This is a genomic window from Terrabacter sp. Root181, from assembly GCF_001428505.1.
In the GTDB taxonomy this organism is placed as follows: Bacteria; Actinomycetota; Actinomycetes; order Actinomycetales; family Dermatophilaceae; genus Terrabacter.
In genome coordinates, this window is sequence record NZ_LMHU01000008.1 from 17,992 (window position 1) to 32,249 (window position 14,258).

At 72.5% G+C, this 14,258-nt stretch carries 14 protein-coding genes; 4 read left to right on the forward strand and 10 right to left on the reverse strand.

What is annotated here, in order from left to right:
• Window position 1 precedes the first annotated feature (1 nt).
• Window positions 2-2,068, forward strand: a complete 2,067-nt coding sequence (locus ASD90_RS16520) for an elongation factor G-like protein EF-G2 (RefSeq protein WP_056759032.1) — start codon at window positions 2-4, stop codon at window positions 2,066-2,068.
• A gap of 79 nt (window positions 2,069-2,147) precedes the next feature.
• On the opposite strand, the gene ASD90_RS16525 is transcribed toward ASD90_RS16520, so the two are convergent.
• Complete coding sequence (locus tag ASD90_RS16525) at window positions 2,148-3,149, reverse strand: NADP-dependent oxidoreductase (protein ID WP_056759036.1); 1,002 nt, start codon at window positions 3,147-3,149, stop codon at window positions 2,148-2,150.
• Between the two features lie 65 nt (window positions 3,150-3,214).
• The gene (locus ASD90_RS16530; protein WP_056759038.1) at window positions 3,215-3,643 is read right to left on the reverse strand and encodes an organic hydroperoxide resistance protein; all 429 of its coding nucleotides are present in this window, start codon (window positions 3,641-3,643) and stop codon (window positions 3,215-3,217) included.
• 59 nt (window positions 3,644-3,702) lie between these two features.
• Here ASD90_RS16530 and ASD90_RS16535 point away from each other — a divergent pair, with 59 nt between their 5' ends.
• Window positions 3,703-4,164, forward strand: a complete 462-nt coding sequence (locus tag ASD90_RS16535; RefSeq protein WP_056759040.1) for a MarR family winged helix-turn-helix transcriptional regulator — start codon at window positions 3,703-3,705, stop codon at window positions 4,162-4,164.
• 30 nt (window positions 4,165-4,194) lie between these two features.
• Here the strand turns inward: ASD90_RS16535 and ASD90_RS16540 are convergent, their stop codons facing one another.
• Genes ASD90_RS16540 through priA form a run of 3 tightly spaced genes read right to left on the reverse strand, consistent with a single transcriptional unit; the run spans window position 4,195 to window position 7,144 of the window.
• Window positions 4,195-5,571, reverse strand: coding sequence for a DUF445 domain-containing protein (locus tag ASD90_RS16540; RefSeq protein WP_082588835.1), 1,377 nt, complete (start codon window positions 5,569-5,571; stop codon window positions 4,195-4,197).
• 26 nt (window positions 5,572-5,597) lie between these two features.
• Window positions 5,598-6,389, reverse strand: coding sequence for an SseB family protein (locus ASD90_RS16545; RefSeq protein WP_056759042.1), 792 nt, complete (start codon window positions 6,387-6,389; stop codon window positions 5,598-5,600).
• Window positions 6,386-7,144, reverse strand: coding sequence for a bifunctional 1-(5-phosphoribosyl)-5-((5-phosphoribosylamino)methylideneamino)imidazole-4-carboxamide isomerase/phosphoribosylanthranilate isomerase PriA (priA, locus tag ASD90_RS16550; protein WP_056759044.1), 759 nt, complete (start codon window positions 7,142-7,144; stop codon window positions 6,386-6,388). The genes ASD90_RS16545 and priA overlap by 4 nt, the downstream gene beginning before the upstream one ends.
• 260 nt (window positions 7,145-7,404) lie before the next feature.
• Between priA and ASD90_RS16555 the strand changes: the two genes are divergently transcribed.
• The gene (locus tag ASD90_RS16555) at window positions 7,405-8,367 is read left to right on the forward strand and encodes a homocysteine S-methyltransferase family protein (protein WP_235506722.1); all 963 of its coding nucleotides are present in this window, start codon (window positions 7,405-7,407) and stop codon (window positions 8,365-8,367) included.
• 6 nt (window positions 8,368-8,373) lie between these two features.
• On the opposite strand, the gene ASD90_RS16560 is transcribed toward ASD90_RS16555, so the two are convergent.
• Genes ASD90_RS16560 through hisD form a run of 5 tightly spaced genes read right to left on the reverse strand, consistent with a single transcriptional unit; the run spans window position 8,374 to window position 12,684 of the window.
• Window positions 8,374-8,835, reverse strand: coding sequence for a hypothetical protein (locus ASD90_RS16560; RefSeq protein WP_056759047.1), 462 nt, complete (start codon window positions 8,833-8,835; stop codon window positions 8,374-8,376).
• Between the two features lie 55 nt (window positions 8,836-8,890).
• The gene (hisH, locus tag ASD90_RS16565; RefSeq protein ID WP_056759049.1) at window positions 8,891-9,529 is read right to left on the reverse strand and encodes an imidazole glycerol phosphate synthase subunit HisH; all 639 of its coding nucleotides are present in this window, start codon (window positions 9,527-9,529) and stop codon (window positions 8,891-8,893) included.
• Window positions 9,530-9,545: 16 nt separating this feature from the next.
• On the reverse strand, window positions 9,546-10,154 hold the full coding sequence (hisB, locus tag ASD90_RS16570) for an imidazoleglycerol-phosphate dehydratase HisB (RefSeq protein ID WP_056759051.1): 609 nt from the start codon (window positions 10,152-10,154) through the stop codon (window positions 9,546-9,548).
• A complete protein-coding gene (locus tag ASD90_RS16575; RefSeq protein WP_056759053.1) occupies window positions 10,151-11,320 on the reverse strand; it encodes a histidinol-phosphate transaminase in 1,170 nt (389 codons plus the stop codon). Before ASD90_RS16575 ends, hisB begins: the two co-directional genes overlap by 4 nt.
• Window positions 11,317-12,684: a histidinol dehydrogenase gene (gene hisD, locus ASD90_RS16580; RefSeq protein ID WP_056759055.1), complete on the reverse strand. Its 1,368-nt coding sequence runs from the start codon at window positions 12,682-12,684 to the stop codon at window positions 11,317-11,319. Before hisD ends, ASD90_RS16575 begins: the two co-directional genes overlap by 4 nt.
• 288 nt (window positions 12,685-12,972) lie before the next feature.
• Here hisD and ASD90_RS16585 point away from each other — a divergent pair, with 288 nt between their 5' ends.
• Window positions 12,973-14,235 carry an endonuclease gene (locus ASD90_RS16585; protein WP_056759058.1) on the forward strand — a complete coding sequence of 421 codons (1,263 nt, stop codon included), beginning with the start codon at window positions 12,973-12,975 and terminating at the stop codon, window positions 14,233-14,235.
• Window positions 14,236-14,258 lie beyond the last annotated feature (23 nt).

Below are 14,258 nucleotides of genomic sequence, written 5' to 3' on the forward strand. Positions count from 1 at the left end.
CATGGCAAAGACGCCCGGCAGATCAGATCTTCCTGCGGCCCCCAACCCCGCCTCGCCGCAGGACATCCGCAACGTCGTGCTGGTCGGACCCGGCGGGGCCGGAAAGACCGCACTCTTCGAGGCGCTCGTCGCAGCGCGCGTCCCCGGTCAGCGCACCAGCACCGGCGACCACGTGCGCACGACGACCCTCACGGCCGCGTCCTTCGACTCCGGCCCGGTCACCCTCAACCTCCTCGACACGCCCGGCTACCCCGACTTCGTCGGCGACCTCCGTGCCGGCCTGCGGGCCGCCGACGCCGCCGTCTTCGTCGTCTCGGGCGCCGACGACATCGACCGGCCCGTCTCGCTGCTCTGGCGCGAGTGCGCGGCGGTCGGCATGCCCCGCGCCGTCGTCGTGACCCACCTCGACCAGCCGCGCGCCGACTTCGGGGCGACCGTCGAGACGTGTCGCCGCACGTTCGGTGACGCCCGGGCCACGCACTGGCCGGTCGTCGAGAACGGCTCCGTCACCGGCGTCGTCGGCCTCCTCACCGGCGAGACGTCCGAGGAGCACGAGGACGCCCGCTCCGCCCTCATCGAGTCCGTCATCGAGGAGTCCGAGGACGCGACCCTGCTCGACCGCTACCTCGAGGGCGAGACGATCGACACCGAGTCGCTGCTCGGCGACCTGCGCACCGCGATCGCGCAGGGCACCTTCTTCCCCATCGTCCCGGTGTCCCCGCTCACCGGCGCCGGGGTCGAGGAGCTGCTCGCGATGGTCGAGCAGGCGTTCCCCGACCCGACCGTGCACCCGCTCCCGGCCATCGCCTCGCCCGTCGGCGGGGCCGTCAATGGCGTCGCGTGCGACCCGTCCCAGCCGCTCGTGGCCGAGGTCGTCCGCACGACGACCGACCCCTACGTCGGCCGCCTGTCCCTCGTGCGCGTCTTCTCCGGGACGCTCCGGGTCGACGAGACCGTGCACGTGTCCGGACACCTCGGCGACTTCGTCGGGCACGAGGTCGCCGGGCACCCGGCGCACGACGACGACGAGCGCGTCGGGCCGCTCGCGTCGCCCTTCGTCGAGACGCACCGTCCCCGGGGCACCGCCATCGCCGGTGACCTGGTACTCGTGACCAAGCTGACCCGGGCCGAGACCTCCGACACCCTCTCCTCGGTCGACCGTCCCGCCGTCGTCGCGCCCTGGCTGCTGCCCGAGCCGCAGCTGCCGGTCGCGATCCGGGCCGCGACGAAGTCCGACGACGACAAGCTCGGCGGCGCCCTGCAGCGCCTCGTCGCCGAGGACGTGACGATGCGCATGGAGCACTCCCACGAGACCGACCAGGTGGTGCTCTGGACCATGGGCCAGGCCCACGTCGACGACCTCATCGGCCAGCTCGCCGAGCGCTACGGCGTCACCGTGACGGCGGAGCCCTACCGCACCTCGCTGCGCGAGACGTTCGTCCGGCGCTGCTCGGTGCAGGGTCGACACGTCAAGCAGTCGGGCGGCCACGGGCAGTATGCCGTGTGCTCGATCGAGATCGAGCCACTCCCCCGCGGGTCGGGCTTCGAGTTCGTCGACAAGGTCGTCGGCGGCTCGGTGCCTCGCCAGTTCATCCCGTCCGTCGAGAAGGGTGCCCGGCTCCAGCTCGAGAAGGGACTGCTCACCGGCCACCCGGTCGTCGACGTGCGCGTCACGCTCACGGACGGCAAGTCGCACTCGGTCGACTCCTCCGACGTCGCGTTCCAGACAGCGGCGGCGCTGGCCCTCAAGGAGGCCGCGAACGCCTCGACGATGGCGCTGCTCGAGCCGATCGACCGCGTCGACATCACCATCGCCGACGAGTACCTCGGTGCTGTCATGTCCGACCTGCGCGGACGTCGGGGGCAGGTGCTCGGCACCGAGCCGGCCGACGGGATGGGGCCCGAGGGCGGCTGGACGGTCGTGCACGCGGAGGTGCCGCAGTCCGAGCTGTCGCGCTACCCCATCGACCTGCGGTCCGTGTCGCACGGCACCGGGTCCTTCGTGCGCGAGCCGCTGCGCCATGACCTGCTGCCGGCCGACAAGGCCAAGGAGCTGCTCGGGGGCTGACCGCCGGGACCACGACGAGGGGGCGGGCGCCGTGGCGCCCGCCCCCTCGTGCTGTCCTCACCCGCCCTCGTCGGGGGGCTCAGAGGCGGACGACCATCTTGCCGACGTTCTCGCCTCGTAGGACGCCGAGGAAGGCGTCGACCGCGTGGTCGATCCCGTCAGCGAAGGTCTCGCGGGAGGTCAGCGTGCCGTCCGCGATCCAGCCGGACGCCCGCTGGGCATACTCGCCCGCGAGGTCCCAGTGGTCGCCGACGAGGAAGCCCGTGATGGTGCCTCGCGTCTGGATCAGGCGCGCGAGGTTGCGCGGGCCGGGGGCGGGCTCGGTGTTGTTGTAGACCGAGATGGCGCCGCAGACCGCGATGCGTCCGCCGAGTCGCAGCGACCCGATCGCGGCCTCGAGGTGGTCGCCACCGACGTTGTCGAAGTAGACGTCGATGCCGTCCGGGGCGGCCTCGCGCAGCAGGTCGGAGACGCGTCCGTCCTTGTAGTTGAACGCCGCGTCGAAGCCCAGGTCGTCGATGAGGTGGCGGACCTTCTCGTCGGAGCCCGCGCTGCCGATGACGCGGCTCGCACCGAGCGCCCTGGCCACCTGGCCGACGACGCTGCCCACGGCTCCGGCGGCGCCGGACACGAACACGACGTCACCTTCCTTGAGCCCGGCGACGCGGGTCAGGCCGGCGTATGCCGTCAGGCCGGTCATGCCGAGCACGCCGAGGTAGGCGGACGCGGGGGCGACCGACGTGTCGACGACACGGACACCGGAGGCGTCGACGACGGCCTCCTCGCGCCAGCCCAGACCGTGCAGCACGTGGTCGCCCACGGCGACACCGTCGGCCCTGGACTCGGTGACCACGCCCACGGCGCCGCCGTGCATGGCCTCGCCGAGCGCGTACGGCTCGGCATACGACTTGGCGTCGCTCATGCGACCCCGCATGTAGGGGTCGACCGACATGACCTCGTTGCGCACGCGGACCTGGCCGTCGGCCAGGTCGACGGGTGCGCTCTCGACGAGCTCGAAGTCGTCGTGGGTGGGCCAGCCGACGGGGCGGCTCTTGAGCTGGACCTCACGGGTGGTGGTCATCGGGTCTCCTTCGGGGGCAGGGGTTTCCGGGGGGGTGCGGCGGGGACCGCGTGAGGTGCCGACACTCAGTCGACGAGGATCTCGACGGGGACGTTGCCGCGCGTGGCGTTGGAGTAGGGGCACACCTGGTGCGCGGTGTCGACGAGCTCACGGCCGAGCTGCGGGTCGATGCCCTCGGGCAGCTCGACGTGGAGCACGACCCCGAGGCCGAAGCCGGTGGTCGACGATCCCGAGAGGCTGACGTCCGCGGTCACGGCGACGTCGAAGTCCTCGACCCGACGCTTGCGCGCGACGATCCCGAGGGCGCTCGCGAAGCACGCGGCATACCCGGCCGCGAAGAGCTGCTCGGGGTTGGTGCCCTCCCCGCTGCCGCCGAGCTCGCGCGGGGCGGCGAGCATGACGTCGAGGCCACCGTCGGAGGTGACGGCGCGGCCCTCACGTCCTGAGGCGGTGGCCGAGGCGACGTACTGGGCGGTCTGGGTGGTGGTGGTCATCGAGGCTCCTTGTATTGCCAACAATTAGATTGTGCGCAATTTGATAGTACGCTTGGGTCATGAGCCCGTCCAGTTCGACCTCGGCCGCCTCGAGCCCGCTCAGTCTCGAGCAGCAGATCTGCTACGCCATGCACACGACCGTGCGGGCCTTCGACGCCGTCTACCGCGAGCTGCTCTCCGAGCACGGCCTCTCCTACCCCCAGTACATCGCGCTCATGGGCGTCGCCGAGCACGGGCCGCTCACGGTCAGCCGGCTCGGCGAGCTCATGCGCCTCGACTCGGGGACGCTCTCCCCGCTGCTCAAGCGGATGGAGGCGGCCGGGCTCGTGGCGCGCACTCGCGACCCCGAGGACGAGCGGCGGGTCCTCGTGTCAGCGACCGCCGCCGGACGCGACCGCATCGGCGCCCTGGGCGACGTGCCCCACCAGATCGCGGTCCGAAGCGGCCTCTCGCGGCGGGAGCTGGTCGACCTCCACCGCACGCTGCGCCAGGTCACCGAACGTCTCGACACCGGCGCCTGAGCCCGGTCACGTCGCGATCGTCGGCCTGCCTCAGGAGGGCAGCACGATCGAGACCGCGTGTATGAGCATGCCGATGAGTCCACCCACGAGCGTGCCGTTGATCCGGATGAACTGGAGGTCCCGACCCACCTGCAGCTCGACGCGCTCGGCGGTCTCCTTGCCGTCCCAGCGGTCGACGGTGTCGCTGATGATGCGGGTCAGCTCCGTGCCGTAGCGGTCGATCGCATAGATCGTCGCGTCGCAGATGCGGACGTCGATGCGCTCGCGCAGGGCGGCATCGGCGAGCAGTCGCTCGGCGAGCGCCGTCACCTCCGTGACGGCGCGGACGCGCACGGGGCCGCCCTCGTCCTCGAGCGCCGCGATGACGACGGCACGGAACGAGCCCCACAGCGACATCGCCGTGTCGGCCACCTGCGGGTGCGACAGGACCCGCTCCTTGAGGCGCTCCGCCTTGGCCTGTGTCACGGGGTCGTGCTGCAGGTCGTCCGCGAGGTCGATGAGCAGCTTGTCGAGCGCGAGGCGCACGTCGTGGCGGGGGTCGTTGCGGATGTCGCCGAGCCACTTGAGGGCCTCGACGTGGACCTTGCGCGCCACGATGTCGTTGATGGCGTCGGGCACCCAGGCCGGCGCGCGCTGCGTGATGAGCGACTCGAAGACGTCCTCGTTGTCCACGAGCCAGATGCGGATCTCGTCGAGCGCGAGGTCGACCAGGCCGACGTGCGCCTCGTCGCGCACCACCTGGTCGAGGAGCCCACCGGCGAGCGAGCTGATCGGCTCCTGCGCGAGACGCGGCAGCAGGGCCTGCTCGATGACGGCGCGGACGTCCTCGTCGGGGATGCGGTGCAGTGCGTGGACCGTGACCGTGGCCACCTCGTCGACGAGCCGCTTCGCGTGACCGGGGTGGAGCGCCCACTCGGCCGCACGGCGCGTGGGCTCCGCATCGAGCACCCGCTCGCGGATGATGTCCTCGCGCATGAAGTTCTCGCTGACGAACTCCTCGAGGCTGCGCCCGATCATCTCCTTCTTGCGCGGGATGAGTGCCGTGTGCGGGATGGGCAGGCCCAGCGGGTGCCGGAAGATCGCGGTGACGGCGAACCAGTCGGCGCAGGCGCCGACCATCGAGGCCTCGGCGCCGGCGTTGACGAAACCGAGGAGGCCGTCGTCGTGCCCCCGCGTCAGGACGTAGACGACAGCAGCGAACACGAGGAGCCCGGTGGCGACGAGCCGCATCCGCCGAAGGTCGCGTCGGCGCTGTGCGTCGAGGGCGGGGTCGACGATGAAGCCGAGGGGCCCGCTCGGGCCGCCGCCGGGGCCGCTGTGCCGGGCGGGCGTCGGTTTCCCGCCAGCGCGCGTCTCGGGAGGGACCTCGGGGTCGCGCTCCCGAGTCGCCTGGGGTGTGGTGTCCACGTCCGGCACCTCCACGGGTGATGTGCTCAGCGCGCCGCTTCGAGCGCGAAGGTCAGAGCATCGATCCTCGCACGGGTCTCGCCGTCGGTCGCGATCCGCTCCCCGATCCGTGTCGCGATCGCGCCGACGAGGTCGGCGTCGCGGCCGGGCGCCAGGGTCAGCACGACCCGCAGCACGCCGGCTCCGGCCGGCTCACCGGCCTCCACCCGGTGGCCCGACACCTGCGGTTCGGCCTCGACGGCCGCTCGCACCGCCGCCGCCACGTGCGCGTCGCGATGACTCGGCTCCCACGGCCGCTCCTGCGCGAGCGCCCACAGCATGCTCGGCCGCAGGACGGTCGCGTGGGACGAGGCGACGTCGACGAGCAGCACGTGGCACTCCTCGCTGATCGCCGCCTGCGCCGCGGCGGCCGCGCGCACCGGCACGGGCCGGGCACTCGGGTCCCACGCGGCGAGGCTCTCGAGGGAGGTGAACATCGGCAGCGCCCGTGACCCGTCGGGGGACGTCAGGGTGACGGCGGCCATGTCGCTGCGCGTGTCGACGGCGTGTGGCCCGGACTCGTCCACCTCGGACGCCACGGCGACCACCGGGACGAGCCAGCGTGCCTGCGCGACGCGTTCCATGACAGCCGTCTCCGCGTCGTCGCCCGGCACGTCGTGCGCCGCGACCAGTGCCGCGACGAGCTCGGCGTCGGCCGCTCCCGTGTCGCCCGCGAAGCCGTGTGAGGGGATCGCCTTGCCCTCCCAGGCCTGGCCGGCGGAGTCGGCCGGTCTCCCCTGCTCGTCGTGACGTCCCGAGGCGGGGGTCGCGCCGGTCATGAGCCCGGGTGCCCGGCGACGTCAAGGGCCTCGGGCAGGGTGAACGCGCCACGGTAGAGGGCCGATCCGACGATGGCCCCCTCGACACCCTCGCCGACGAGCTCGCGGATCGTCGCGATGTCCCCGAGGGTCGAGACGCCTCCGCTCGCGACCACCGGACGGTCGGTGCGGGCGCACACGTCTCGCAGCAGCTGGACGTTGGGTCCCTGGAGCATGCCGTCCTTGTTGACGTCGGTGACGACGTAGCGCGCGCAGCCCTCGGCGTCGAGGCGCGCGAGCGTCTCCCAGAGGTCACCGCCCTCGCGGGTCCACCCGCGGGCCGCGAGCGTCGTGCCCCGCACGTCGAGGCCGATCGCGACACGGTCACCGTGGGCGGCGATGACCGAGGCCGTCCACTCCGGGTCCTCCAGGGCCGCGGTGCCGATGTTGACGCGGCGACAGCCGGTCGCGAGCGCCGCGTCGAGCGAGTCGGTGTCTCGGATGCCGCCCGAGAGCTCGACCTGCAGGTCGAGTCGCCCGACGATCGAGGCGATGAGGTCGCGGTTGGTGCCGCGACCGAAGGCGGCGTCGAGGTCGACGAGGTGGATCCACTCGGCTCCCTGCTCCTGCCAGCGCAGGGCCGCCTCCCACGGGTCGCCGAACTCGCCGCCGGTGCCGGCGACGCCCTGGACCAGCTGGACGGCACGGCCGCCCGCGATGTCGACGGCGGGCAGCAGCTCGAGGTGGGGCTGGGCGTCGTGGTGCTGGCCGGTCATCGGGTCGGCTCCTCGGGTCGGTCACGACCGTCGCGGTCGTGGTCGGTGGGTCGTGGTCGGTGTCAGGTGTGCCCGGGGCTCGGGACCCCGGACGTGCGACCACCGAGTATGCCGTGTGCCCGCGGCGCCGCTCCCGACGTGTCGGTCCGTGGATCGCACGCCCACCACGGCGCGGTCGCCCTCCCCACGTTCTGCGCGTGCCATGTGGTGGCGTCTGGTACACCGGAGGGACCCGAACCTCGCGACGCACGGGAGCCGACATGGATCACCTGCCACAGCTGGCCGGTCGGCCGATGGTGACGGACGGTGGCCTGGAGACCGACCTCATCTTCAACCACGGGGTCGAGCTCGAGGAGTTCGCCGCCTACCCGTTGCTCGGCGACCCGGCCGGCCGCGAGCTGCTCACGGGCTACTACGACGCCTACGCCTCCATCGCCGCCCGGGCCGGGGCAGGCCTGCTCCTCGAGTCACCCACGTGGCGTGCCAACCCGGACTGGGGCGCGCGGCTCGGGCACTCGACGGCCGACCTGGACCGTGCCAACTCGGACGCCGTCGACCTGCTGGCGTCGCTGCGTGTCAGGTATGCCGCCGAGCTCGGGCTGCGCGACGTCGTCGTCGTCGGGGTGGTGGGCCCGCGTGGCGACGGCTACCTCAGTGCCGGCGCGCCGAGCCCGGCCGAGGCCGCCGACTACCACCTCGCTCAGGTGACGACGTTCGCCAAGGCGGGCGTGGACGTCGTCACGGCATACACCCTCACCACCGCCGGCGAGGCGATCGGGGTCGTCCAGTCATGCCGGGAGCGCGGGCTGCCCGTGGCGATCTCGTTCACGGTGGAGGTCGACGGGCGGCTCCCCGACGGGACGACGCTCGCCGAGACGATCTCCGAGGTCGACGACCGGGCAGCGCCGGACTACTACCTCGTCAACTGTGCCCACCCGCAGCACGTGCTCGCAGGGCTGGACGCCGACGTCGACGTGAGCGGTTGGCGCAGCAGGCTGCTCGGGCTGCGCTACAACGCGTCGACGCGCAGCCATGCGGAGCTTGACGACGCCGACGACCTGGACGCGGGCGACCTCGACACGATCTCGGCGGGACACGACCGGGTGGTCGGACGGCTCCCGGGTGTCACGGTCGTCGGAGGGTGCTGTGGCACCGACGCCTCTCACGTCGCACGGCTCTGGGGCGTCGACCCGGGCGTCGTCGACCGAGACCGCTTGCGCTGAACGGTGTCACGGCCCCGGCGTGGCGGGCGGGGCGGTGGGAGCCGGCGGCTCCGATGCCGGCGCGGTGGCCGGTGCGGTCGGCTCGCCCCCGCCCGGCGCGGGAGCCACCTCCGGAGCGGACGGGCCGTCCGGAGTGGTGTCGACGCCTCCCCCGGCGGCGAGCTCGGCCCGGTGACGCCAGAGGACGTATCCCAGCCCGGCGACGACGACCACGACGACGAGGACGATGCGCGCAGGCCACGAAAGGTCGAGCAGGGTCGTCACGACGAGCGTGCCGAGTGCCGTGCCCACCGCCGTCGGCAGGCCCGGGCGGCTGCTCCGGCGCCGCGGGTAGAGCGCGCCGGACGAGGACCGCCGCGTCGACGACGCGGTCCGCCCGGTCGTGCTCTTCGTCGCACTCGTGGTCGTCCTGGTCGTGCGCTTCCTGCTCGAACTGCTGGAGCTGCTCGCCGTCTTCCTCGTCGCCACGATCCACTCCTCGTCGAGGTCCCGGCCGCCGGTCAGTCGGCGGACGGCAACCCGGTCACAGGTTGCGGACCCAGTTCTCGAGCAGGTGCAGCCCGGCGTCGCCGGACTTCTCGGGGTGGAACTGGGTCGCGCTCAGGGGCCCATTCTCGACCGCCGCGACGAACTTCGCACCGTGACGCGCCCACGTGACCGCAGGTGCGACCCGGGCGAAGGCGCCAGTGGCCTCGAGCGTCCACTGCTGCACCGCATAGGAGTGGACGAAGTAGAAGCGCTCGTGCTCGACCCCGGCGAAGAGGCGCGAGCCCTCGGCGACCTCGACCTCGGACCAGCCCATGTGCGGCACGACGTCGGCCGGGAGGCGCTCGACGGTGCCGGGCCACTCCGCGAGCCCCTCGAGGGGGTGGTCGGACGGCTCGGTCGAGCCGTCGAAGAGCGCCTGCATGCCGACGCAGACGCCGAGGACCGCCCGGCCCCCGCTGATCCGTCGACCGATGATGCGGGGTCCGTGCGCGGCCGCGAGGCCCGCCACGCAGGCATGGAAGTTGCCGACGCCCGGCACGAAGAGGCCGTCGGCCTCGAGGGCGCGGACGGGGTCGGACGTCAGCGTGACCGTGGCGCCGACGCGCTCGAGGGCGCGCACGGCCGACCGGACGTTGCCGCTGCCGTAGTCGAGGACGACGACCTCGGCACTCATCGACGAACCACCATCGTCAGAGCGCTCCCTTGGCGCTCGGGATGCCCACGACGCGGGGGTCGGGCGCGATCGCGGCGCGAAGCGCCCGGGCGACCGCCTTGAACTGCGCCTCGACGATGTGGTGGGGGTCGCGACCGGCGAGGACGCGGACGTGCAGGCACAGTCCTGCGTTGTAGGCGAAGGACTCGAGGACGTGGCGGGTCATCGAGCCGGTGAAGTGTCCGCCGATGAGGGCGTACTGCTGCCCCTCGGGCTCGCCCTCGTGCACGACGTAGGGACGGCCGGCCACGTCGACGACGGCGTGGCACAGGGCCTCGTCGAGCGGGACCGTGGCGTCGCCGAAGCGGGAGATGCCGGCCTTGTCGCCCAGGGCCTCGCGCAGGGCCCGGCCGAGGACGATCGCGGTGTCCTCGACCGTGTGGTGCACGTCGACGTCGACGTCTCCGGTGGCCTTGACGGTGAGGTCGATGAGCGAGTGCTTGCTCAGCGAGTGGAGCATGTGGTCGTAGAACGGGACGCCGGTCGAGATGTCGGACGTGCCGGTGCCGTCGAGGTCGAGCCAGAGCTCGACGGACGACTCGGACGTCGCACGGCTGATCGTCGCGGTGCGGCTGGTGGGGCTCATGCGGGCGGCTCCTGCCGGTCGGCGCTGCTGGGGAGGACGTGGGCCGGGGCGAGACGGGTCATCGCCTCGAGGAATGCGGTCGTCTCGTGGGGGTCGCCCGCCGTGACGCGCAGGTGATGGGCGATGCCCATGTCGCGGACCAGGACCCCCTCGTCGAGCAGGGCGTTCCACGTGGCCTTCTCGTCGCGGAGGCCACCGAACAGGACGAAGTTGCTGTCGCTGGCGACGGGGCGCGCGCCGAGCTCGGAGAGGCGGTCGACGATGCGGTCGCGCTGGTGCTTGATGACCTCGACCGTGCCGAGCATCACGTCGGCGTGCTCGAGGGCGATCCGGGCGATCGTCTGCGTCGGGCTGCTCAGGTGGTAGGGCAGGCGCACGAGACGGAGCGCGTCGACGAGCTCGGGTGCCGCCACGAGGTAGCCGAGACGACCGCCGGCGAAGGCGAACGCCTTGCTCATGGTGCGCGTCACCACGAGCCGGGGGTGTTCGGCGAGCAGCGTCAGCGCGGACCGCGTGCCGGGACGGGCGAACTCGGCGTAGGCCTCGTCGACGACGACAATGGCGTTCGGGGCCGCCTCGAGCACGGCACCGATGACCTCGAACGGCAGCGCCGTGCCGGTCGGGTTGTTGGGCGAGCAGAGGAAGACGATGGACGGGTCGTGCGCCCGCGCCTGCTGCGCTGCCGACTCCGCGGTCAGGTCGAAGGCGTCGGGATCCGTTGCGGCAGAACGGAGCCCGTCGACCCACGTGGTGCCGTGCGTCTCGCTGATGATCGGGTGCATCGAGTAGCTCGGGGTGAACCCGAGCGCCACGCGCCCGTGGCCGCCGAAGGCCTGGACGATGTGCGAGAGCACCTCGTTGGAGCCGTTGCCCGCCCACACCTGCTCAGGCGTCACCGACACCCCCGACTGCTTCTCGAGGTATGCCGTAAGCGCCTTGCGCAGGTCGGTGAACTCGCGGTCGGGGTAGCGGTTGAGCGACGCCACGTCGTCGGCGAGCGCCGCGACCACGGCGTCGACGACGACCTGCGGCACCGGGTAGGAGTTCTCGTTGGTGTTGAGCCGCACCGGCACGTCGAGCTGCGGGGCGCCGTAGGGCGTGCGGCCACGCAGGTCCGGCCGCAGGAGCCGCTGGACCTCGTCGGCAGCCGTGGGGCCCTCGGTCACCGGGGCACCTCGTCGCCGAAGCGCGCCGTCACGGCCTCACCGTGGGCCGGGAGGTCCTCGGCCTGGGCGAGCGTCACGACGTGGCGGGCGACCCCGCGCAGGGCCGGCTCGTCGTAGTCGACGACGTGGATGCCGCGCAGGAAGGACTGCACCGACAGGCCGCTCGAGTGGCATGCGCACCCGGCGGTGGGCAGCACGTGGTTGGAGCCGGCGGCGTAGTCACCGAGGCTGACCGGGCTGTGCGGACCGACGAAGACGGCACCCGCGTTGCGCACGCGGGCGGCGACTCCCGCAGCGTCGCGGGTCTGGATCTCGAGGTGCTCGGCGGCATACGCGTTGACGACGTCGAGACCCGCGTCGACGTCGTCGACGAGGACGATGCGCGACTGCGTGCCCTCGAGCGCCTCGGTGACACGTTCCGAGTGCTTCGTGGCGGGGACGCGCCGGGCCAGGGCCCGCACGGTCTTCTCGGCGAGCTCCTGACTGTCGGTGACGAGCACCGAGGCCGCGAGCGGGTCGTGCTCGGCCTGGCTCACGAGGTCGGCCGCCACGTGGTCGGGGTCGGCCGAGTCGTCGGCGAGGATCGCGATCTCGGTGGGCCCGGCCTCGGCGTCGATGCCGATCAGGCCCTTGAGCAGCCGCTTGGCCGCGACGACCCAGATGTTGCCCGGGCCGGTGACGAGCGACACGGGGTCGCACACGACCGGCTCGCCGTCGACCACGGCCCACTCGGGGTCGTCGTCGACGAAGCCGTGCGCGAACATCGCGACCGCCTGGGCGCCGCCGACGGCATACACCTCGTCGACACCGAGCAGCGCGCACGCCGCGAGGATCGTGGGGTTGGGGTAGCCGACGAACTCGCCGACGTTCTCGCGCTGCGGCGGGGACGCGACCGCCAGCGAGCCGACCCCGGCGAGCTGGGCGGGGACGACGTTCATGATGACGCTGCTCGGGTAGACCGCCAGGCCGCCGGGCACGTAGAGGCCCACGCGGTCGACGGGGACCCACCGCTCGGTCACCGTGCCACCGGGGACGACCTGGGTCGTCGTGTCGGTGCGGCGCTGGTCGGCGTGGACGATGCGGGCGCGTCGGATCGACTCCTCGAGCGCGGCGCGCAGGTCGGGGTCGAGAGCAGCGAGGGCGGACTGGAGGACGGCCCGCGGCACTCGCAGGTGCGTCGGCCGCACCCCGTCGAACCGCTCGCCGAGGTCGCGCAGCGCGGCGGCCCCCCGATGCTCGACGTCCTCGCAGATCGGCCGCACCTGCTCGAGGGCGGCCGTGACGTCGAACTCGGCTCGGGGCAGGGCCCGGCGCAGGAAGCGCACGTCTAGCGTGCGTCCGCGCAGGTCGAGGGAGGACATCATGGTTCACCAGTCTAGAAGGCGGTGCCGGGGGCGAGGACCACGGTCTCAGCGTGCGGAGCATGCCAGGACGCCCGTACGCGGTGCCGAGGCGGTGCCGAGGCGGCGCTGACGCGGTGCGGGCGCGGTGCGGGCGCGGTGCGGGCTGCCGAATCTTGGACCGGGCCTGACGAAGGGCAGACCAACGACTGACCCGGCGTTCACGGCCGATCCGCCACGCTCGTGAGGTCGCCGCCCGACCGGGCGGTGGGTGCGTCATCCACCCGACTCCCCCGCCCGACAGGAGAACCCGTGCCCGTCGTCATCCCCCGGCGTCGCATCGCAGCCGTCGTCACCGGCATCGCCGTCGCCCTCGTCCCGCCCAGCCTCGCGCTCACGAGCGCGGCCGGCTCGCCCGCCACTACGATTGCGCTCCCCCGTGCCGCTGCCGCGCCGGCACTCGTCGCAGCGGCACCCCTCACGGTGTCGCAGGCCATCGGCTCGCAGACCGGCCAGAGCGCCACCGTCCGCGGCTACGTCGTGGGCCAGCCGACCGCGACGAGCACCGTCGTGCGGTCGAGCTTCCCCAGCGACTACGCGCTCGCGATCGCTGACTCCGCGTCCGAGACGTCGACGAGCCGGATGCTCTACGTCCAGATCCCGTCGGCCTTCCGGTCCTCGTGGGGCCTGCGGAGCAACCCCTCCCTCATGGGCCTCCAGCTCGACGTCACCGGCGCCCTGTCGGCGTACTTCTCGCACCCGGGCATGACGTCGACGAGCGCCTTCGCGTTCAGCGGCTCGTCGACGACCACGACCAGCCCGACGAGCACGACCACGAGCCCGACGTCGAGCCCGAGCCCGACCGGCACGACCAGCCCCTACGACTCGACCTACTACACGTCCGCGATCGGCAGGACCGGCTCGGCGCTGCACACCGAGCTGCACCGCATCATCTCGAGCGGTGTCACGACGCTCACCTACGACCAGGTCTGGACGGCGCTCAAGGACACCGACCAGGACCCGGGCAACACCAACAACGTCGTCGAGATCTACTCGGGCCGCTCGATGGCCAAGTCCGACAACGGCGGCGGCGTCGACCAGTGGAACCGCGAGCACGTCTGGGCCAAGAGCCACGGCGACTTCGGCACGGTCAGCGGCCCCGGCACCGACGTGCACCACCTGCGGCCGGAGGACGTCACGGTCAACTCCACGCGCGGCAACCTCGACTTCGACCTCGGCGGCTCGGCGGTGTCGCAGTGCACCGGCTGCCTGAGCGACGGCGACTCCTTCGAGCCGCGCAACGCGGTCAAGGGCGACGTGGCCCGGATGATCTTCTACATGGCGGTGCGCTGGGACGGCGGTGACGGCTTCGCCGACCTCGAGCCGAACAACCTCGTCGGCAACGGCACCGCCCCGCACATCGGCAAGATGTCGGTGCTCAGGCAGTGGAACCTGCAGGACCCGCCCGACGCATTCGAGAAGCGCCGCAACCAGGTCATCTTCGACACGTGGCAGCACAACCGGAACCCGTTCATCGACCACCCGGAGTGGGTCACCGAGATCTACGGCTCCTGAGCCTTCCTGACTCCCTCGGCGGC

What these genes read in the sequence shown, in the direction of transcription:
- ASD90_RS16520 (WP_056759032.1), top strand. Translation starts at nt 2, where the DNA reads ATGGCAAAGACGCCCGGCAGATCAGATCTTCCTGCGGCCCCCAACCCC.
- hisB (WP_056759051.1), bottom strand. Translation starts at nt 10,154, where the DNA reads ATGAGCCCCACCAGCCGCACCGCGACGATCAGCCGTGCGACGTCCGAG.
- ASD90_RS16555 (WP_235506722.1), top strand. Translation starts at nt 7,405, where the DNA reads ATGGATCACCTGCCACAGCTGGCCGGTCGGCCGATGGTGACGGACGGT.
- hisD (WP_056759055.1), bottom strand. Translation starts at nt 12,684, where the DNA reads ATGATGTCCTCCCTCGACCTGCGCGGACGCACGCTAGACGTGCGCTTC.
- ASD90_RS16545 (WP_056759042.1), bottom strand. Translation starts at nt 6,389, where the DNA reads ATGACCGGCGCGACCCCCGCCTCGGGACGTCACGACGAGCAGGGGAGA.
- hisH (WP_056759049.1), bottom strand. Translation starts at nt 9,529, where the DNA reads ATGAGTGCCGAGGTCGTCGTCCTCGACTACGGCAGCGGCAACGTCCGG.
- ASD90_RS16525 (WP_056759036.1), bottom strand. Translation starts at nt 3,149, where the DNA reads ATGACCACCACCCGTGAGGTCCAGCTCAAGAGCCGCCCCGTCGGCTGG.
- ASD90_RS16535 (WP_056759040.1), top strand. Translation starts at nt 3,703, where the DNA reads ATGAGCCCGTCCAGTTCGACCTCGGCCGCCTCGAGCCCGCTCAGTCTC.
- priA (WP_056759044.1), bottom strand. Translation starts at nt 7,144, where the DNA reads ATGACCGGCCAGCACCACGACGCCCAGCCCCACCTCGAGCTGCTGCCC.
- ASD90_RS16530 (WP_056759038.1), bottom strand. Translation starts at nt 3,643, where the DNA reads ATGACCACCACCACCCAGACCGCCCAGTACGTCGCCTCGGCCACCGCC.